Raw genomic sequence first — 19,394 nt, forward strand, 5'->3', positions numbered from 1 at the left:
TACGCTCGATAACAGCAAGGAGAAGTCATGAGCAATAACAACGTCGTCGCCCTGGACCTGCCGATCCCCGAGATCAGCGACATGCCGGACGACACCCGCAAGTACTTCGAGATCTGCCAGGAAAAACTCGGCATGGTCCCGAACGTACTGACCGCCTACAGCCAGAACCTCAAGCAGCTGGAAGGCTTCACCCGCCTTTACAACGAGCTCATGCTTGGCGAAGGCGAACTCTCCAAGCTGGAGCGGGAAATGGTGGCCGTGGTGGTCTCCTCCGAGAACAAGTGCTTCTACTGCCTGGTCGCCCACGGTGCCGCCGTGCGGGTGCTGAGCGGCGACCCGCAGCTGGGCGAGCACATGGTAATGAACTACCGCAGCGCCAAACTCGACAAGCGCCAGCGGGCGATGCTGGATTTTGCATCGCATCTCACCCGCTCACCGGCCACCGTCACCGAAGACGACATCCAGGCCCTGCGGGATGCCGGCCTCAGCGACCGTGGCATCTGGGACCTGAGCAACCTGGTCGGCTTTTACAACATGTCCAACCGCGTGGCGATTGCCAGCGATATGCAACCCAACCCCGAGTATCACAGCCAGAGTCGCTAGCAGGTTCGCAACCCGCTCGCCCTCGAATACAAAAACAATGGAGGCAGAGATATGAGCAAGACTCTTCCAAGCTATACCAGTGGAACCGCAGAAGTGCCCCTGCTGGGCATGACCATCGGTGAAATGCTCGACCGTACCGCCGAACAGTTCCCGGACACCGAAGCCCTGGTGTGCCTGCACCAGGACATTCGCTGGACCTACAAGGAGTTTGTCGAAAAGGTCGACGAGGCCGCCCGCGCCTTCATGGCCATCGGCGTCAAGCGCGGCGATCGGGTGGGCATCTGGTCACCGAACCGCTATGAGTGGACCGTTACCCAGTTTGCCACTGCGAAAGTGGGCGCCATCCTGGTCAACATCAACCCGGCCTACGGCGTACACGAGCTGCAATACGCCCTCAACCTCGCGGGCATCACCGTGCTGGTGACGGCAGACACCTTCAAGGCCTCCAATTACCGGGAAATGATCTACGAGCTGGCACCGGAACTGAAGCGCAGCGCGCCGGGCAAGCTCAAGGCAGACCACGTTCCCGATCTTCGTGCCGTCATCAACGTACATGAAGACAAGCACGACGGCATGTGGTCCTGGAAGGAGTTCCTCGGCTTCGCCAGTGAGGTTTCCGCAGACGACCTGGCCCAACGCCAGGCCGGGCTGCAGTTTGATGACCCCATCAACATCCAGTTCACCTCCGGTACCACCGGCAACCCCAAGGGCGCCACCCTCACCCACCACAACATCCTCAACAACGGCTACTTTGTGGCGGAGAGCCAGCGCTTTACCGCGAACGACCGCCTGGTGATCCCGGTGCCGCTGTACCACTGCTTCGGCATGGTCATGGGCAACCTGGGCTGCATTACCCACGGCGCCACCATGATCTATCCTGGCGAAGGGTTTGACCCCAAGTCAGTGTTGCAGGCGGTGCATCAGGAGAAGGCCACCGCCCTGTATGGCGTGCCCACCATGTTCATCGCCGAACTGGCCGAGCCGGAGTTTGAGGCCTACGACCTTTCCAGCCTGCGTACTGGCATCATGGCCGGCTCCATCTGCCCTGCAGAGGTGATGAAAAAGGTCAACGGCCGGATGAACATGAAAGAGGTCCAGATCGCCTACGGCATGACCGAGACCAGCCCGGTCTCCACCCAGACCAGCTCCCTCGACCCGTTCGAGAAGCAGGTTACCACCGTGGGCCGCACCCAGCCTCACCTAGAGACCAAGATTGTTGACCCCGGCACCGGCAACGTACTGCCCCGTGGCGAGATCGGCGAACTCTGCACCCGGGGCTACAGCGTGATGCTGAAGTACTGGAATAACGAAGAGAAGACCCGCGAGGCGATCGACGATGCCGGCTGGATGCACACCGGCGACCTGGCCACCATGGACGAAGACGGCTACATCCAGATCGTCGGCCGCATCAAGGACATGGTGATCCGCGGCGGTGAGAACATCTACCCGAAGGAGATTGAGGAGTTCCTCTACACCCACCCGGCGATTGAAGAAGTCCAGGTGACCGGAATCCCCGACGAGAAGTACGGCGAAGAGCTCATCGCCTGGGTAAAACTGCGCCCGGATACCGACCCGGTTGATGCCGATGACCTGATGGCCTACTGCAAGGGCAAGATTGCCCACTACAAGATTCCCCGTAACTACAAGTTCGTGGATGCCTTCCCGATGACCGTCACCGGCAAGATCCAGAAGTTCAAGATGCGGGAGATTTCGATTGAGGAGCTCGGGCTAAAGAACTAATCCGCCCACGAACCTTGCTGACCTACAGACCCCGACGCCTTGTTGGGGTCTGTCGTTTAACGAGGTCCTGGCGTCCCCCGTTTGTCCGCGTACATCCTGGCGTCGGCCTTGCTCAGTAGTTGCCTGGCGGTGTCTCCGTCTTGCGGATACAGAGCCGTACCGATGCTGCAGGAAACCCGAACTGCCTGGCCGCCAAGGTCGAAGGAAAGTGCCATAATTTCACGGATTTTGGCGACGGTTGTACCGAGTGACGCGTGATCGCGGATATCCGTCAGAAGCACGGTGAATTCGTCGCCCCCCATGCGGGCCACGGTGTCGGTTTCCCGCGTGCAGCCTTCCAGCCTGCGGGCCATTTCGACAAGTAACTGATCCCCCGCCCCGTGCCCCTTGGTGTCGTTAATCGCCTTAAAGTCATTCAGGTCCAGGTACAGCAGGGCCAGCCCGCTCTCGTTGCGGCTGGCCGAACGCAGTGCAGTATCCATCCGATCGTAAAACAATGAGCGGTTGGTCAGGCCGGTGAGCGGGTCATGGTGGGCCAGGAATCGCAGATGTTCTTCCGCCCGTTTACGCTCCACCACCGTCGCCACCTGGGTCGCGACGAACTGCAACAGCTCCTGGTCCGCCTCCCGATAACAGGTGTCTGGTGACCGGCTTTCGATCACCAGCGCACCGCGCACCGCGTTGTTCGAGATCAAAGGCACACCTAGCCAGTTGGCCAGTTCAGGTGTTGTTGACCCGGCCGCTCTTCCCAACCCCAACCCCAATCCCAACCCCAGCCCCGGACGATCGGGGTCGCGGGAGGCCAGTACAGGTTCGCCGGAGCCGACTACTCCGGCAAGGGCTGTTCCGGCTTGCATGGGCCCTTCTACCCAGCCACTGGGCTGGTCCGCAGACCAATCGGGAACACGGAGCAGGCCGCCAGCCACGTCGTGGAACGCCAGGTAGAAGTCATCCCGCGGGAACAGCTCGCCAATCACCCGACGCACACCGTCGCAGAGCCCGCGGAGGGTGTCAGCCCCATGGGCGGCTTCGGAGATCCGGTACAGCGCGTCACGGATCTGGTTGGCCCGCCGCAGTGCGGTGACATCCCTGGCCACTGCGATCCGTAGCCGGTCTTCCTCCGACCAGCGTGCAGACCACAGAATGTGTACCACACTGCCGTCTTTGTGCAGGTAACGATTTTCAAAATCGGTGTGGGACTGGCCACTCATCACCCGGCGTGCTGCCGCAAGGGTACGTTCCAGGTCATCCGGATGAATGTAATTCAGGATCGAGGTGCCGGTCATTTCACTTGCGGTGTACCCCAGCAGCTGCTCGCATGCCTCACTGATGAACACAATGCTGCCATGCTCATCCACTACGAATACCGGGTCCAGCAGCAGGTTGACCAGTTTGGGGTACAGGGCTTTCAAATCGACAGGCATAGGTGCAGCCATTCATGGCATCGGTCTACTTGGATGCTCACCAGCATAAATGGGAATGGCAGCAACTCCTAGCCAGAATTTCACCCCGGCACATCCTTGCAGTGCCCCTCGCCTGCGCCATCACAAGGCAGATCGGGCCAACAACCGTAAAAAATCCGCTGACCTGCATCTTTCTGAAAGCACACACGTATCAGTCGATAACCCCGTCTGAAAAACAACTGCACGGACGGGCCAAACCGATAGTGAGGAGAACGCAATGAAAAAGCACTTCAAGACAAGCGCATTTCTGGCTGCCGCCCTGGTTTCCACTGCTTTGACGTCAGGCACTGCCCTGGCAGACGATCATGCCAAAACAGGAGTGTGGGGCGATGACCAGTCCGTGTCCGAAGGCACTGTGACCGCCAAGAAAGTCATCACCGAGAAGAACGGCTGGCTGGTGGTACACCGCACGGATGAAGCGATGAAGCCAGGCCCCGTTGTTGGTCATGCACCGCTCAAGAAAGGCAAGAACATGGACGTAGCTGCCATCCTGACGGAAGAGGTTGCGGCTGGCGACATGCTGATGTTGATGATCCATAGTGAGGACGGCGGCATGAAAACCGGTGTGTTCGAATACACCCTTGGCGCCAAGGAAGACGGCCCCATCCGCATGGATGGCAAGCTGGTCATGGCCACCATTACCGCCAAATAAACACCGCCGGGAGACTGCCAGCCGGGCCACCGGACAAGGTGGCCTGACTGACCGGACCGGGATGCCTGGGCGTCAGCCCAGGTTTTTCTTCATGAACTTCTGGATCTCACCGACAATCCCGCTGCGGAATGCAAGCACCGTGAGGATGAAGATACCACCCAGGATGAAATCCACCCAGTCCCGCAGTGGCCCCTGGGACAACTGATACTCGATATTCACCACAAAGGTCGCCCCTACGACAGGCCCCAGCAAAGTGCCCATCCCGCCAACCAGCGTCATCAGTATGACTTCGCCGGACATGTGCCAGTGGGCATCGTTCAGGGACGCCAGCTGGAACACCACAGACTTCATGGACCCGGCCAGCCCCGCCAGCGCGGCCGAGATGACAAACGCCAGCATCTTGTAGCGATTGACGTTGTAGCCCAGGGAAACCGCACGGGCTTCGTTTTGCTTGATCGAGCGCAGAACCTGGCCATAGGGGCTGCTGACAATACGCTGAACCAGGATGTAGCAGGCGATGAACACCGCAAGCACAAAGTAATACATGTTCAGGTTGCTTTCGAGGTTAACCACGCCGAACAACTGGCCTCGCGGGATGCCGTGCATGCCGTCTTCACCCCCGGTGAACTCGGACTGCACGAAGAAGAAAAACACCAGTTGCGACAAAGCCAGGGTAACCATGGCAAAGTAAATGCCCTGACGCCGGATCGACAGTACCGCAAAGGCGAGCCCCAGCAGGGTGGCAACGAGGGTTCCGGCAACGATGCCCATCTCGGTCGTCAGACCCGGGAAGTTGCTCAGCAGGTAACCGGTGGTATAGCCACCCGCCGCCAGGAACGCGGCATGGCCGAAGGACAACAGCCCGGTAAAGCCGAAAAGCAGGTTGAAGGCGACGGCGAACAGCGCGAAGCAGAGGATCTTCATCAGGAACACCGGATACATGACAAACGGTGCCACCAGAAGAATCGCCAGCAGCACACCGTTCAGTATCATTTTCTTCCGGGCATCGGCGGTCTGCTGTTCCAGTATGGCTCTTTTGATCTCGGTCTGGTTGACAGGCTGATTCATGGTTATGCCTCCTTACCGAACAGGCCGGTGGGTCGGAACATCAAGACCACCACCATGACCAGGAAGATCACAGCAGATGACGCAGGCGGATAGAAGGTTTTGGTGAGGCCTTCAATAATGCCCATCAGGATGCCGGTGACAATCGCGCCGGCAATGGAACCCATGCCGCCGATGACCACCACGGCAAATACCACAATGAGAATATGAGACCCCATCACCGGTGTAACGGAATAGATCGGTGCCGCCAGAACACCGGCAAACGCCGCCAGCATAACGCCGAAACCGTAGGTCAGGCTGACCAGCAGCGGGACGTTGATTCCGAAGCCCTGCATCAGCTGGGCATCCTCGGTGCCGGCTCGCAGGTAGGCGCCGAGCTTGGTTTTCTCGATCATGAACCAGGTACCGAAACACACGACCAGGGCAATGGCGATCACCCAGGCCCGGTAGTACGGCAGGAACATGAAGCCAAGGTTCATCCCCCCCTTGAACGCATCAGGCATGGCGTAACGCAGGCCGGACACGCCGTAGATGTTGGTCAGCACGCCCTGAATCATCAACGCGGCGCCGAAGGTGAGCAATAAGCTGTAGATATGATCCTGGCCGGAAATCCGGCGTAACAGGAAGTATTCGATCAGCATCCCGAACACACCGACCAGAACCGGCGCCACGAACAGGGCAACCCAGTAGTTCAGGCCCAGCATATCGAACATGATCACGGTGGCCATTGCCCCGAGCATGTACATGGCGCCATGGGCAAAGTTGATAATCTTGAGCAGGCCGAAGATGACCGCGAGGCCCAGGCTCAGCAGGGCGTAAAAGGCACCATTAATAATCCCGATCAACAGCTGGCCGGACAGCACGGCGACGGGGACGCCAAGAATCATGGACATGTTGCTAACTCCAGAAGCAGCACAAACGTTACGACGGTTGCCGTCTTTGCAGGTTGGCCCGGGCTCCCCGCCTGGCGACGGGGAGCCCTGTTGCCCGCAGCCTTACTTGCCGGCTACCAGCTTGCACTTGCTCTCGGAGAGCGGACGGAAGGCTTCGTCGGCCGGAATGGTGCGGACGATCTTGTACAGGTCCCACTCATCCTTGGACTCTTCCGGAGTCTTGACCTGGGCCAGATACATGTCATGCACCATGCGTCCGTCTTCGCGGATACGACCGTTCTTCGCGAACATGTCGTTGATCGGATTTTCCATCATGTACTTGCGTACAGTCTGGGCGTCATCGGAGTTGGTGGCTTCCACCGCCTTGAAGTACTGCATGGCGCTGGAGTAGATGCCGGCATGGACCATGGTCGGGCGGGCACCGGTTTCCTTCAGGAAGCGATCAGACCATTCGCGGGTCTCGTCGTTCATATCCCAGTACCAGCCGGTGGTCAGCTGGAGGCCCTGAGCGGCCTGGGTACCCAGCGCATGAACGTCACTCAGGAACACCACCAGACCGGCAATGGTCTGGCCAGCCTGGGTCACCCCGAACTCACTGGCGGTGGTAATGGCGTTGGTGGTATCGGCACCGGCGTTGGCCAGGGCGATAACATCAGCACCTGACGCTTGAGCCTGCAGGATAAACGAGGAGAAATCCGGAGTCGGGAACGGATGGCGGATGCTGCCCACAATCTCGCCACCGTTGGCTTCCACCACGCGGGTAACGTCGGCTTCCATGGCATGGCCGAACGCGTAGTCCGCGGTCAGGATATACCAGCTCTTGCCCCCTTCCTGGACGATCGCGGTCGGTGTGCCAATGGACAGCGCGTAGGTGTCATAAACGTAGTGGATGTGATTAGGCGTACAGTGCTCATTGGTGATGCTGGAGGCGGCAGAGCCCGAAACCAGGCCGAGCTTGTCGTTTTCTTCCAGGATCTTGGTGGCTGCAATGGTGACGGAAGAGGCAACCAGACCGCTGACCATGTCCACCTTGTCGTTCTCCAGCCAGCGACGGACGGTGCTGGACGCGACATCCGGGCTGTTTCGGTCATCCGCACTGACGACTTCAATCTTGGCGCCTTTTACCTTGCCACCGAAATCCGCAATCGCCATTTCCAGGGCTTTCAGACCGTTCGGTCCTGCCAGGTCACGGTAAGTTCCGGACATATCGGCCAGATAACCGATTTTCACGGTGTTGTCGGTAATTTCCGCCTGGGCGCCACCCACCATCAGGGCTGATGCAACGGCTGAGGTCAGAAGCTTTTTCATCATTGTCATTATTGTATCTCCGCTACTGTCTTGCGTCGGTTGTTCGGGTTGTTGGTTCTATTGTTGTTGTTGCACTCTATCCGGTGTCACACACCCAAATAGTCGTTGAGCATCGACTGCTTGGCATCAAGCTCGTCGGCGCTGATCTCTTCCACGATCTGACCGTGTTCCATAACGTAATGGCGGTCGGCCAGCGGCGCGGCAAAATGGAAATTCTGTTCCACCAGTACGATGGTCAAACCTTTCTCTTTGAGTTTGATCAATACCTCGCCCAGCTTCTCGACAATCACCGGTGCCAGGCCCTCGGTGATCTCATCCAGCAACAGCATGTTGGCGCCGGTACGCAGAATCCGCGCCATGGCCAGCATCTGCTGCTCGCCGCCAGACAATTTGGTGCCCTGGCTGAAGCGACGTTCGTAAAGGTTGGGGAACATGGTGTAGATCTCTTCCAGGCTCATGCCGCCACTGCGCACTACCGGAGGCAGGGTGAGATTTTCCTGGACGTTGAGCGCGGAAAAAATGCCCCGATGCTCGGGGCAATACCCGACACCCAACCTGGCAATATGGTGTGGCGCACAGGCCATGGTCTCTTCGCCGTTGATCATGATGGAGCCGGTGCGGCGACCTACCATGTTCATGATGGCCTTGAGGGTGGTGCTGCGTCCGGCCCCGTTACGGCCCAGCAGGGTAATCAGCTCCCCCCGGTGTACCACAAGGTCAATACCATGAAGAATGTGGGACTCCCCGTAAAAGGCGTGCAGCCCGGAAACCCGCAGTTGTTCGTATTCTTTGTCCGGACCGCGACTCATTCAACTGTCTCCTGCGTGGCCGTCGTCTGCGCCTTGGCTGCCTTGTCATTGGCGGTGCCCATGTAAACCTCGCGTACCCGCGGATCGGCAGACACCGACTGGTAATCGCCTTCGGTGAGCACCGATCCCTGGGCCAGCACCGTAATCCGGTCACACAACCGGCTGACGACACTGAGGTTGTGCTCCACCATCAGTACGGTTCGGCCCTCGGCGGCCTTTTTCACCAGCTCCACTACCCGGTCGACGTCTTCGCCGCCCATACCCTGGGTCGGCTCGTCAAGCAGCAGCAGCTTCGGCTCCATCGCGAGGGTGGTTGCCAGCTCCAGCGCACGCTTGCGGCCATAAGCCAGCTCCACGGTGGTGGTATTGGCAAACTCAGCCAGCCCTACCGAATCCAGCAACTCCATGCAGCGGTCGTTCAACTTGTTCAGGGAGGTGCCGGACTTCCAGAAGCTGAAGGAGGTGCCCTCGAAGCTCTGCAGGGCCACACGGATATTCTCCAATGCGGTCATGTGGGGGAAAACGGCGGAAATCTGAAAGGAGCGCACCACGCCCTTGCGGGCGATGGCGGCCGATTTCATGGCGGTGATGTCGTCACCCCGGAACAGAATCTGACCACGGGTCGGCGTCAGGAACTTGGTCAGGAGGTTAAAGACCGTCGTCTTGCCGGCACCGTTCGGTCCGATAAGAGCATGGATGTGGCCGTCCTGAATCTTCAGGTTAACGTCATCGACCGCAACAAAGCCTTTGAACTCTTTGACGAGGCCCCGGGTCTCCAGTACGAACTGGTCACTCATGTGCCTTTCTACCTTTTGTTATTGTTGTAAATCTGAAGTACAGGACAGATTAGGTTAACGTATACGTAAACGTCAAACTAAAAATCCACATTTTCACCGTGGTTTTGTCAGGCCCCGACTTCATCCTTTGCGCGATTGCGCAGCACAAAGCGCTGGATCTTTCCGCTCGGTGTCTTCGGCAATTCGTCGACGAACTCGATCTCTCGCGGGTAAGCGTGAGTGGACAGCCGCCGCCGCACCAGTTCCTGCAGTTCGGTCCTGAGGGCGTCGTCATCGCCCGGCTCCTGACCGGCCTTGATCACCACATAGGCCTTGATGATGGAGCCACGCTTGTCGTCGGGCTTGGCCACCACCCCGGACTCGGCCACGGCGGCGTGTTCCAGCAGCGTGCTTTCCACATCCGCTGGCCCCACCCGATATCCGGCGGTGGTGATGATGTCGTCATCCCGGCCGCTGAAGGAGAAACTGCCGTCACCGTGACAGATCACCATGTCGCCGGTGAGGTAGTAGCCTTTGACGAACGGGTCTTTCTCGCCCCAGGTGTAGCCGTCGAAATGGAATAGCGGCGACGCGTTCACATCCACCGCCAGCTGGCCGGTCTCACCCTCGCCCACTTCCTCGTTGTTCTCGTTGAGTGCAACTACCTTGTGGCCCGGAGAGGAGTACCCCATGGAGCCCTGGCGTACCGGATGGCTGAGGCCGTGGAAGTTACAACAGGTCATGCCGGTTTCGGTCTGGCCGTAGTGGTCTTTCACCGGGCAGTAATGGCGGTTCCTGATCCAGTTGACCACCTCCGGATTCAATGGTTCGCCAGCACTGCTGGCCACCCGCAGGCCAAGGTTTTCGCCTTCCGGCAGTATGTGATCGTTGGCTTTGAGCAGGCGATAAGCGGTGGGCGCTGCCGCCAGGTTGGTGATCTTGTACTTGCGGATCATGTCATAGGTGGATTCCGGGGTGAATGCGCCCGGATTGAAGTGGGTGGCGTGGCCCATCAGCAGCGGCCCCACGACCGCGTAATATAGACCATAGGCCCAACCGGGATCTGCCACGTTCCAGTAGCGGTCACTCTCACGCAGATCGATGGCGTATTTCATGTACACGTAGAACGCCATCAGGGCGCGGGCCGGCACGGCAACACCCTTGGCCTTGCCTACCGTTCCGGAGGTAAACATCTGCAGGAAAGGATCGGTGCCCTTGATCATCACCGGCTCAAAACCGGCGTCCTGCTCGGCCAGCTTGCTGGCAAAGTCAGGGATGGCAGCCCCGGCTTCGCTGGCGTTGACACAGATAACGGGCGGCGCATTGTTCACCTCCGTCATCTTGGGGTAGTTGGCAGGATCCGTCACCACCAGCCTGGTACCAGCGCGCTCCAGCCGGTATTCGATGGCACCGGAACCGAAAGCGGTAAATAACGGCTGATACACGGCACCGGCGCGCAGCGCACCGGCAATTACAATCAACAGCTCAGGGCTTCTTGGCAACAGGCCCGCGACACGGTCGCCTTTGCCGATGCCGCAGGTGCTCAGGTAATTGGCAAAACGCGCCGACTGCTCTTTCAGCTCGGCGAAGGTCAGAACGCCCTCCCCGCCGCCGTCTTTTTCGTAATACAGGGCGACTCGCTGCGGGTCATCGGCCCACTTGTCGCAGATTTCGTGGCAGACATTGAGCCCGCTGTCCAGACGCCCATCCAGGATGGCCGCTTCCAGAGCAGCAGGATCGAAGTTGTTATAAACGTCGGTGTATTCCGGAAGGCTCATTATCAACTCCTGTTGTTTTTATCATTGAGTGCACGGATCAAGGTTTAGCATAGCCTTCACTTTACGTAAAGGTAAACATTAGATCAAAAAAAGAGAATTCAGGGGTCGCTGGCGGACAGAATGTGGTGCAGCGAGCCGCAATCCACCAGCGGGTCATCGCAGTTCACCACGATGTCCGAACGGGCAATCACGTAACCCCTGCCGGTGATGTTGTTCCCGATAACCTGGTACTCGCCCTTCCGCTCAACCGAGGTGAACTGGCCGATAAACCCGGTTTCCCGCAGAGAAACGGTTTCCAGCTTGTCACCGGGTTTTAGTCGGCCTTCATGGTGCATCAGTGCCAGCCGCGCCGACGTGCCGGTGCCTGTCGTGCTCCGGCAAATCACCCCCGGATGCACGTAAGTGGCCGAGCGGGAGCGGTAATATCCGTCGGTGACCAGTTCCAGCGGCCCCATGAAGTGCAGAAATGGCAGGGGGCCGATATCTCCCAAGGTGTAATGGGAGAAGCCCCGCTCGGCCTGGATGGCTTCAACAATGGCATGGGCGGTTGTTGCCAGAGTGCGCTCTTCATCCAGGGTCAGATCAAAACCCAGGCTGGCCGCATCCACCAACGCGTAGAAACCGCCACTGTAGGCAACGCTGTAGGTAACCCTGCCCAGCCCCGGCACATCAATGGTCGCCTGGTAACTGTGAATATAACTGGGCAGGCCTTCGCAGGTGATGGCCTCCACCACACCCTCGTGTACGGTTGCCTCGATCTGCACCAGACCGGCCGGGGATTCCAGCAGGAACTGCTGCCGGCCTTCCTGCTTGGGCACAATGCCCGCCTCGAGTACCGCGGTGGCGGTGCAGATGGTGTTGGACCCGGAATAGATGGGATAACCCATTACCTCCATGATGATATAACCGGCAGCCGCCCTGGCGTCGGTTGCCGGCACCAGCAGATCCACCGACATTTCCGGTATCCCGTAGGGTTCCTCCAGCAGGAGCCGGCGCAAACCGTCGGCGTTATCCCTCAAGTATTCCATCTGTGCCCGCACGCTAGCACCGGGCAACCGGTCAATGCCTCTGGTCACGATGCGGCTGACGTCTCCGCCGGCGTGGGTATCCATTAACTGAAGGGTCAGTTCCGGCTTCATCAGGCATGCTCCAGTGACCAGGGTTTGCCGTGTTCCTCCCACTGGGAATCGGGAACGATCACGATCTTGCCGAAAAACTGGCTGCTCCGGTTCACAAAATACTGCTCGGCCCGATGCAACCCGGACAGCCTGAAGGCGCCATGGAGTACCGGTTTCAGTTGACCGCCACGGATCCAGGTGATCAGCTGTTCTGCCTCCGCCCGGGTACCATGGGATACGCCGTAAATCTGCACCTGATAGAGGTAGATCCGGGTCCACAGGATCTCACTGATATTGCCGCCACTGGCTCCGGCAATACTCAGGCGCGGGTAGGTATCCCGGGCGTTCATGTCGAAAATCATGGTGTCGATCAGGCGGTCCGTCATCTCGCCACCCACCAGATCCATAACCGCATCAATGGGCTTGCCAAAGGTGTCTGCCTTCACCCGGTTGGTAAAGTTGCCCATATTTGACCGGTCCAGCACCGCCTCCGCGCCGAGCGCCAGCAGCGCCGCCTCTTTATCCTGCCGGCTCAGCGCATAGGGTATGGCACCCAGCAGACGGCAAAGCTGAATCAGCGCCGTTCCCACGCCGCCACTGGCGCCCGTCACCAATACCCGCTCGCCGGCCCGGATTTCGGCGGATGTCAGCATGTGCATGGCGGTCTGGTAGGAGCACATGCCCATGGCCGCCAGTTCGGCATCCGTTAATTCCGGGTTGGGAATGTGATGGAACTGCGCGGAGGGAACAGCAACGTATTCGGCAAAACCACCGTCGGCACCGTGACCGTAATAATCCGGGGTCAGGTTGATGTCACTCCGGCCATCGGCGTAGATATTGAAATCCAGCAGACCCCGCTCGCCAATCCTGCGGTCACTGACCCCCTCGCCAACCGCGACGACCCGCCCGACGATGTCCGCCCCCTGAATTCTCGGAAATGTCAGCGTGGCTTTACCGCCCATGCGGAACGAGGCTATCTCACCTTTTTTCGTGGGATACAGGCCCTCGCGGGCCTTGCGATCAGTGTTGTTCTTTGCCGTCGCCGTAACCCGGACCAGCACCTGGCCGGGACCGGCACTCGGCGTGGGCACGTCCTGATACTCAAGCTTGTCGATATCACCGTGACCGGTGAGAACCATGGCCTTCATGGTATTCGGGATCATGGCTGGGTGAACCTCCCTGCCTGCTGAATGGTGGTCTATCCAACAGAATAGAAAAGATCACCCGGAGTGTCAGGGACAGGGCTGGATATCGATCCGGCTAACGGACAATCACTCGGCAGACCGGCTGCAATCCGGGGGTCTGCTTCGGTTCTGCCTGAATCACCATCATCAGGCATGCCGCCAGCAGAACCGCCAGCAACACGGCTCGTATAACTATGAGAAACTCGATAACCGGAAGCTGCATGAACCCAACATTCGACACACTGTTTTACGATGGCCGGTGCCCGTTGTGCACAAAAGAAATCCGCACCCTGCGCCGGCTACAGCGTGGGCAACTCATCTTCGCGAACATCCACGAACAACCGGAAGGCAACCGGAATCTGCCTTCCCACGAAAACCTGCTCCGCCGCCTGCACTTGATGACCAGCAACGGCGAATGGGTAACCGGATTGCACGCCAATGTGCGCGCCTGGGGGCACACGGGATTTGGCTGGCTGTTCAAGCCACTGTTGTGGCCGGTTATCTACCCGATTGCCAGGCGGGTGTATGAGAGATGGGCTGACTGGCGGTATGAACGGAAGTATGCTTGTGCTTTTGGAGTGGAGAAAACCTAATTTCCGGGACCGGCGAGATGCTCCTTAACTAACAAACAATGCGGAACGGGTTATTGCGGGCAAAGCTATCCGGCGCGGCCTCGGTGACTTCATTAAACTGCCGCTAGCCATCGCCCGGCCAATTGCGAAGCGCGACCACCAACATACTGGACGTCGCCAGCAGCTCTGTCAGAATGCAGAGCGCCCATTCCGCGACTGTGGGCGGAAGGTGCATCCACACCGCAGACACCAGCACCAGATCGAAACGGTAACTGAGTGGCAAGTCCCGAGACACTCCACCCCGCACATCACAAACTCCGTCTAGGCCTGACTGGGCGCGATGAGGCAATAAGAGGGTAGGTGTCTAGCATGCGCTCGAGTCTCTCCCTCAGCTCAGCTGACCGACAAACCTCGCACTCCCAGATAACTGCTACGTGCCACCCCAATCGCCTCAGTCCCTCTTGACTTCGAACGTCCCTCTTCCTGGTTGCTTCAAACTTTGCCTGCCAAAACTCCACGTTTTTCCTAGGACTTGACGACAGAGGACAATTTTCATGTTGATGCCAAAAGCAACCATGAACAAAGATGCACAACCTCCTTCCCGGCATCACAATATCAGGCTTACCCGGGAGGTCTTTCCGATGAAGCCGGTATCGTGCACCTAAACTATGCAGCACCTTTCTTACCTTAAGTTCAGGCCGGGTATTCTTACCCTTGTTACCCTGCATAATCTTCCGCCTCGAAGCTTTTTCGTCTATCGCGCCCATGATCTACACCTCTCAGTTCCTCTGAGGCACCTATCCAATCGAAACAGTTATGGTCTGCCTAGACTAGGCCTCCTTGTCGACTTTTCCGAGTAGTTAACGGTCATCGTGACCTGCTCCCCTCTGGCTTAACCGTTTTCAGCTTAGTAATGTTCATCACAGCAGAGGACGATGAACATGAAAAAGCGATTTTCAGACGAGTAGATCATCAGCATTTTGAAGGAAGCCGAAGCCGGCCTGCCGGTGAAGGAGTTGTGCCGCAAACACAACATTTCTGACGCCACTTTCTACACCTGGCGCAAGAAGTTCGGCGGCATGGAGGTCTCAGAAGCCCGCCGGTTGAAGGCTGTCGAGGACGAGAACGCCAGACTCAAAAAACTACTGGCTGAATCGCTTCTGGACAACGAAGCCCTGAAGGCAGCCCTCAACCGAAAGTACTGACCCTCGAGAACAAGCGCGAGGCCGTGCGGGCGATGCAGGAGCAGACGCCGATTTCACAACGCAGGGCCTGTTTTCTCGTCGGGTTATCCCGCGCTTCATTTCACTATCGATCCACCGTCGCAGCTGCAGACAGTGCGCTCAGCAAGCGCATTACGGAACTGGCCCATGAGCGCCGTCGGTTTGGTTATCGACGGGTTCACCAACTGTTGCGACGGGAAGGCATCGACGTGAATCATAAAAAGGTTTACCGGCTGTATCGGGAGGCCGGTCTGGCCGTGCCGAAACGCAAGCGCCGCAAGGGTATCGCCATGGAGCGTCAGCCTCTGGTGCTGCCAGAAGCTGCGAATCAGACCTGGTCCATGGATTTCGTGATGGACTCATTGGCGTGCGGCCGGCGGATCAAGTGCCTGACCATTGTCGATGACTTCACAAAGGAGTGTCTCGACATCCCTGTGGCCAACGGCATCTCTGGTGATCAGGTGGCCCGCACCCTCGACGCCATAGCCGCCTTCAGAGGCTATCCTCAAGCTATCAGGACAGACCAAGGGCCGGAGTTCACCAGTAAAGCGCTGGATCAGTGGGCTTATGACAACCGGGTGGAGCTGAAGCTGATCCAGCCGGGGAAGCCTACTCAGAACGGCTTTAGCGAAAGCTTCAATGGGCGCTTTCGAGATGAGTGTCTGAACGAGCACTGGTTCCGAGATCTGGCCCATGCCAGGGAGATCATCGGTAACTGGCGGCGGGACTACAATGAAAACCGGCCGCATTCAGCTTTGAACTACCAGACGCCACTGGAGTTTGCCGCTGGCTACCGGACTATGGGAAATGGGTCGAAATTAACCGACTTTACTAAGCAGTGAGCGGTTCAGTGATCGGGGGCAGGTCAATCGCATGACATCCTGGACAGAAACCCCAAGGTCCCGTACAATCGCACCCATTCAGCAATCTGCGGGTACTAAACAGTGAACCATATTGAGCTCTTTGCTGGCTGTGGCGGCCTGGGACTCGGATTAGAGTCTGCCAACTTTAGACTTGTCATGGCTAACGAGCTGTCTCCAATGGCGGCAGAAACCTTTGCCTATAACTTTTTCGGAGAGAATCTTCGCGCAATTTCTGCAGGGGACTACCCTCCTGAATCCAGAAAACAAACAAAGTGGTTAAGCAGCCAATATGCAGGCTCAGACCTTTCCAATCGACTGAAGGAAAACCCCCACGAGTACCCTCCGCTAGGCAGGGGTGAAACAGATATAGCTACCACTGATGACCTAAACGGCTCTCTCGTAATCGGTAGTATTATTGAACTAAACAACCTTCTTGAAGCTCAGCCTCCATATGCAAAAGAGCTAAGAGAAAGCTTCGGTCGCGGCGAGTTAGACTTGGTTTCCGGCGGCCCGCCATGTCAAAGCTTTAGCCTTGCGGGCCTCCGACAGCGCAACAACCAACGAAACTCCCTTCCTTGGGAAATGGCAAAATTCGTCAAACTTACTCAGCCCAAATTTGCACTACTCGAGAATGTGACCGGAATACTGCGCGCCTTTCGGGACAACGGGGAAGAATTCCATGCATGGTTTGAAGTCGCTAAGGCATTTGCCTCAGTGGACTATGTCCCACTGTGCTTACATGTTAACGCCAAGTTCGCTGGGGTTGCCCAGAACCGTCCACGTTTCATCATGATCGCAGTTCGCTCAGATATCCTCAGGCAGCTAGAGCCAACACTCAACCAGACAGAAAAAGATCTATTTGAACCGTCGGTCAAGCTACATCAGCGCATATTGGAAGGGATTGAGCCTAACTTTTCCGACCTCCGCTATTTTGACGCGGCAAAGCAAAGCGACTTCTGCCAGTTTGCACATTCGTTTCTCAGCCCTCTGATTAGTTACCATCAAAATATCAGGACTGTGAGCGATGCAATCGATGACTTAAAACTACGGTCATCAGGATCGAAGTCCGAATACGTCAAAGAAATTAACAGCGTCTTCGGCCCCCTTGTGCAGAAACGGAAGATAGAACCGAAACATGATCTTGAAAATCATGAGATGCGCAAAAATGGCGACCGCGTAAAGCGTCGTTTTCGCATCTATCAAATGCTTAGACAGTTATCAACTGCAGATGAAAAGGTAGTCAAAAAGCTTCTAAAGGGAGAAATCATATCTTTGCCAAGCGATGTTGCAAAGAAAGTAATGAAGTTTGACTTCCTCACAGAGTCGGGAAATTTTGACTGTTTTAGACAGCAATCAGATTTGGAATATCATCTAATAACGCACGGCACAAAAAAACAGACACAAAAAGCCCTTTTAGCCTCACAACCGGCACCAGCGGCACTCTCTATTCCAGACGATGCCTGCCACTATGATCATGACGAACTTAGAACGCTATCAGTGCGGGAGATGGCACGAATCCAGTCCTTCCCTGATAACTTTGTATTTCGCTCAAAGGTGACCACTGGGGGTCATATGAGGCGATACGAGGTACCTCAGTACACTCAGGTTGGAAACGCCGTCCCCCCCCTTTTGGGGAGGGCTCTTGGACTGGCTATATCAGACCTGCTTAGACGGTTATGACGTACACTCGCGCCCCGCAAAAAATCTCGCCTGATTATTTAAAATAGTCAGCTACAGATTGATTTGAAGTGAGGATAGCAAGTCTAGTTGTGGCGCGAGTGGTAGCAACATATAAATCCTCTCGCGAAAACGCTAAATGATCATCAGGAATCAAGGCATCGACAAGTATAATTGCAGATGCCTCAATTCCTTTGAATGACTTGATAGTGGAGAAAACAACCGTATCTTTCTCGCCCAGATCACTAATATCAGTGCTCAAAATCAAGCCGTGTCCTTTCTTCTCCCCAGCCATTGAAGAGTTTTCGTACTTAAATGGGCTAAGGATTACAACGGAACCCTCCCCACTCCATTGTCGCGCAAGCTCCCACACCCTCACCGACTGATTCTTGACAACTTCAACTAACGGGCGGACCCCATCGGGCATACCCGGCATTGAATCAATGCTAGTGCCCAGATAACGATTGCATGCATCATTTATTTTAATTGCATTCCGGCAATTGTGATGTAGATGAAATATGACCTCAGCACCTATTGGTGTAGAAGACCCTGACTTATAAAGATCCTGATTCCAATCTGCAAAGAACGCCCACAATCCATCTTCTGATAATAGATCCAAAAGAGCTATCACTTGCAACTCTGATAGATCTTGCCCCTCATCTACAATGATGGAATCATATTTTCTAAATGCTCCGGACTCCGCTAAATCAATAATCAAAGACGGGAGTGTTTCTCTATGGAACTCTGGCTGACCAATATCCGGGTGTGAATTTTTATGTAGCGCCAAGAAAAGCCTGTCCACATTCCAAATATGGTCTGCATAATCCGGGTGGCGAAGCCTAAGGGCATCCGCGAGGCTTCGGTTATAGCAGACATATACAGCAGTCTGCCCTTGATTAATAAGCGCCTGAAGTCGCCAAATTGCTAGCACAGTCTTTCCAGACCCAGCCGGCCCTATCACAGCTACACTTGGCAATTGAAACAGGCCTTTAAGACTAGCAAACTGTTGACGTGTTAATTGCTCGATCTGCCCAACGTCACTAGAGACATCCTCTTCAGTGTCAACCTTCTGAATAACGAAGGCTCTATTCTTGAGCTGATCAATTATTGTCTCAATAATATGTGAACTGAACTTCTCAGCTTGGGTTGTATGACCACGCATCTCAAGAGACTTCCGAATACGGGACCTCAATGAGTTCATATGGCGTCTCGTAGCGATTGTTGATGCGTCGAACATCGCTGGTAGCTCAGAACTCTCCCCCTGCGGATATACAACCATATAGGAGTATCGCCCTGGAAAATCTGACCATCCCTGCCTTTCTTTTAGCACACTGGTGAGATCATACATGTTTCTCGTAGCCTGCTCTGGTGGGGCCTCCTTCAGGCTAAACCAGCTACCGTCATTCTGTTTTCGTTGCCAAACCCCATCCGCTCCCACTTTAAATTCTTTTGATCCTTTGACCTCCAGAATCACAAGGCCGGACTCAGGAATCAGTACAACAAAATCGGCCTCGCCATCACGAACATAACCATTTTTTTTCAAAGTCCATTTAACGCTAGGCATTACAACCCAGTCATCCGGGAGTTGGTTTCTCAACCCTTTCAACACCTCATTCTCCCAGCGATCCGCAGGGAGATTACCAATTATTCTAGGCATAAGATTTCTCCCC

18 protein-coding genes are annotated in these 19,394 nt (G+C 56.5%); 6 read left to right on the forward strand and 12 right to left on the reverse strand.

The window, feature by feature from the left end; translation table 11 throughout:
- The first annotated feature begins 27 nt into the window (after nucleotides 1–27).
- Nucleotides 28–603: a peroxidase-related enzyme gene (locus CLH61_RS17480; RefSeq protein ID WP_099616014.1), complete on the forward strand. Its 576-nt coding sequence runs from the start codon at nucleotides 28–30 to the stop codon at nucleotides 601–603.
- A gap of 51 nt (nucleotides 604–654) precedes the next feature.
- The gene (locus CLH61_RS17485; protein ID WP_099616015.1) at nucleotides 655–2,343 is read left to right on the forward strand and encodes an AMP-binding protein; all 1,689 of its coding nucleotides are present in this window, start codon (nucleotides 655–657) and stop codon (nucleotides 2,341–2,343) included.
- A 56-nt stretch (nucleotides 2,344–2,399) separates the two neighbouring features.
- On the opposite strand, the gene CLH61_RS17490 is transcribed toward CLH61_RS17485, so the two are convergent.
- Nucleotides 2,400–3,779 (reverse strand): sensor domain-containing protein, encoded by a 1,380-nt coding sequence (locus tag CLH61_RS17490; RefSeq protein ID WP_228152690.1) that lies wholly within the window; start codon nucleotides 3,777–3,779, stop codon nucleotides 2,400–2,402.
- A gap of 244 nt (nucleotides 3,780–4,023) precedes the next feature.
- On the opposite strand from CLH61_RS17490, the gene CLH61_RS17495 reads away from it, so the two are divergent.
- Nucleotides 4,024–4,458, forward strand: a complete 435-nt coding sequence (locus CLH61_RS17495) for a DUF7282 domain-containing protein (protein ID WP_099616017.1) — start codon at nucleotides 4,024–4,026, stop codon at nucleotides 4,456–4,458.
- A gap of 72 nt (nucleotides 4,459–4,530) precedes the next feature.
- Here the strand turns inward: CLH61_RS17495 and CLH61_RS17500 are convergent, their stop codons facing one another.
- The 8 genes from CLH61_RS17500 to CLH61_RS17535 all read right to left on the reverse strand — a co-directional run bounded on the left by CLH61_RS17500 (nucleotide 4,531) and on the right by CLH61_RS17535 (nucleotide 13,368).
- Nucleotides 4,531–5,526, reverse strand: a complete 996-nt coding sequence (locus CLH61_RS17500; protein WP_099616018.1) for a branched-chain amino acid ABC transporter permease — start codon at nucleotides 5,524–5,526, stop codon at nucleotides 4,531–4,533.
- A gap of 2 nt (nucleotides 5,527–5,528) precedes the next feature.
- Nucleotides 5,529–6,416: a branched-chain amino acid ABC transporter permease gene (locus tag CLH61_RS17505; RefSeq protein ID WP_099616019.1), complete on the reverse strand. Its 888-nt coding sequence runs from the start codon at nucleotides 6,414–6,416 to the stop codon at nucleotides 5,529–5,531.
- Nucleotides 6,417–6,518: 102 nt separating this feature from the next.
- The gene (locus CLH61_RS17510) at nucleotides 6,519–7,733 is read right to left on the reverse strand and encodes an ABC transporter substrate-binding protein (protein ID WP_099616020.1); all 1,215 of its coding nucleotides are present in this window, start codon (nucleotides 7,731–7,733) and stop codon (nucleotides 6,519–6,521) included.
- Nucleotides 7,734–7,810: 77 nt separating this feature from the next.
- Nucleotides 7,811–8,533 (reverse strand): ABC transporter ATP-binding protein, encoded by a 723-nt coding sequence (locus tag CLH61_RS17515; protein WP_099616021.1) that lies wholly within the window; start codon nucleotides 8,531–8,533, stop codon nucleotides 7,811–7,813.
- On the reverse strand, nucleotides 8,530–9,330 hold the full coding sequence (locus CLH61_RS17520; protein ID WP_099616022.1) for an ABC transporter ATP-binding protein: 801 nt from the start codon (nucleotides 9,328–9,330) through the stop codon (nucleotides 8,530–8,532). The genes CLH61_RS17515 and CLH61_RS17520 overlap by 4 nt, the downstream gene beginning before the upstream one ends.
- 107 nt (nucleotides 9,331–9,437) lie before the next feature.
- Nucleotides 9,438–11,087, reverse strand: coding sequence for an AMP-binding protein (locus tag CLH61_RS17525; RefSeq protein ID WP_099616023.1), 1,650 nt, complete (start codon nucleotides 11,085–11,087; stop codon nucleotides 9,438–9,440).
- A 98-nt stretch (nucleotides 11,088–11,185) separates the two neighbouring features.
- Nucleotides 11,186–12,226 carry a proline racemase family protein gene (locus tag CLH61_RS17530; protein WP_099616024.1) on the reverse strand — a complete coding sequence of 347 codons (1,041 nt, stop codon included), beginning with the start codon at nucleotides 12,224–12,226 and terminating at the stop codon, nucleotides 11,186–11,188.
- Complete coding sequence (locus tag CLH61_RS17535; RefSeq protein WP_099616025.1) at nucleotides 12,226–13,368, reverse strand: alcohol dehydrogenase catalytic domain-containing protein; 1,143 nt, start codon at nucleotides 13,366–13,368, stop codon at nucleotides 12,226–12,228. Before CLH61_RS17535 ends, CLH61_RS17530 begins: the two co-directional genes overlap by 1 nt.
- Before the next feature lie 242 nt (nucleotides 13,369–13,610).
- Here CLH61_RS17535 and CLH61_RS17540 point away from each other — a divergent pair, with 242 nt between their 5' ends.
- Nucleotides 13,611–13,982, forward strand: coding sequence for a thiol-disulfide oxidoreductase DCC family protein (locus CLH61_RS17540; RefSeq protein WP_099616026.1), 372 nt, complete (start codon nucleotides 13,611–13,613; stop codon nucleotides 13,980–13,982).
- A gap of 103 nt (nucleotides 13,983–14,085) precedes the next feature.
- On the opposite strand, the gene CLH61_RS18405 is transcribed toward CLH61_RS17540, so the two are convergent.
- A complete protein-coding gene (locus tag CLH61_RS18405) occupies nucleotides 14,086–14,244 on the reverse strand; it encodes a hypothetical protein (protein ID WP_155522957.1) in 159 nt (52 codons plus the stop codon).
- A 25-nt stretch (nucleotides 14,245–14,269) separates the two neighbouring features.
- Entirely contained in the window at nucleotides 14,270–14,728 is a 459-nt protein-coding gene (locus CLH61_RS17550) for a very short patch repair endonuclease (RefSeq protein WP_099616028.1), read from the reverse strand.
- A 201-nt stretch (nucleotides 14,729–14,929) separates the two neighbouring features.
- Between CLH61_RS17550 and CLH61_RS17555 the strand changes: the two genes are divergently transcribed.
- Nucleotides 14,930–16,026, forward strand: a protein-coding gene (locus tag CLH61_RS17555; protein WP_228152692.1) for an IS3 family transposase whose coding sequence is annotated in 2 segments (ribosomal slippage) — nucleotides 14,930–15,161 and nucleotides 15,161–16,026 — 1,098 coding nt in all. Because the reading frame shifts where the segments join, the coding sequence is not laid out codon by codon here.
- 102 nt (nucleotides 16,027–16,128) lie between these two features.
- The gene (locus CLH61_RS17560; protein WP_099616029.1) at nucleotides 16,129–17,727 is read left to right on the forward strand and encodes a DNA cytosine methyltransferase; all 1,599 of its coding nucleotides are present in this window, start codon (nucleotides 16,129–16,131) and stop codon (nucleotides 17,725–17,727) included.
- Between the two features lie 34 nt (nucleotides 17,728–17,761).
- Here CLH61_RS17560 and CLH61_RS17565 read toward each other — a convergent pair whose 3' ends face one another.
- Complete coding sequence (locus CLH61_RS17565) at nucleotides 17,762–19,381, reverse strand: nuclease-related domain-containing DEAD/DEAH box helicase (protein ID WP_099616030.1); 1,620 nt, start codon at nucleotides 19,379–19,381, stop codon at nucleotides 17,762–17,764.
- Nucleotides 19,382–19,394 lie beyond the last annotated feature (13 nt).

This window comes from Marinobacter profundi (assembly GCF_002744715.1).
Lineage (GTDB): Bacteria > Pseudomonadota > Gammaproteobacteria > Pseudomonadales > Oleiphilaceae > Marinobacter > Marinobacter profundi.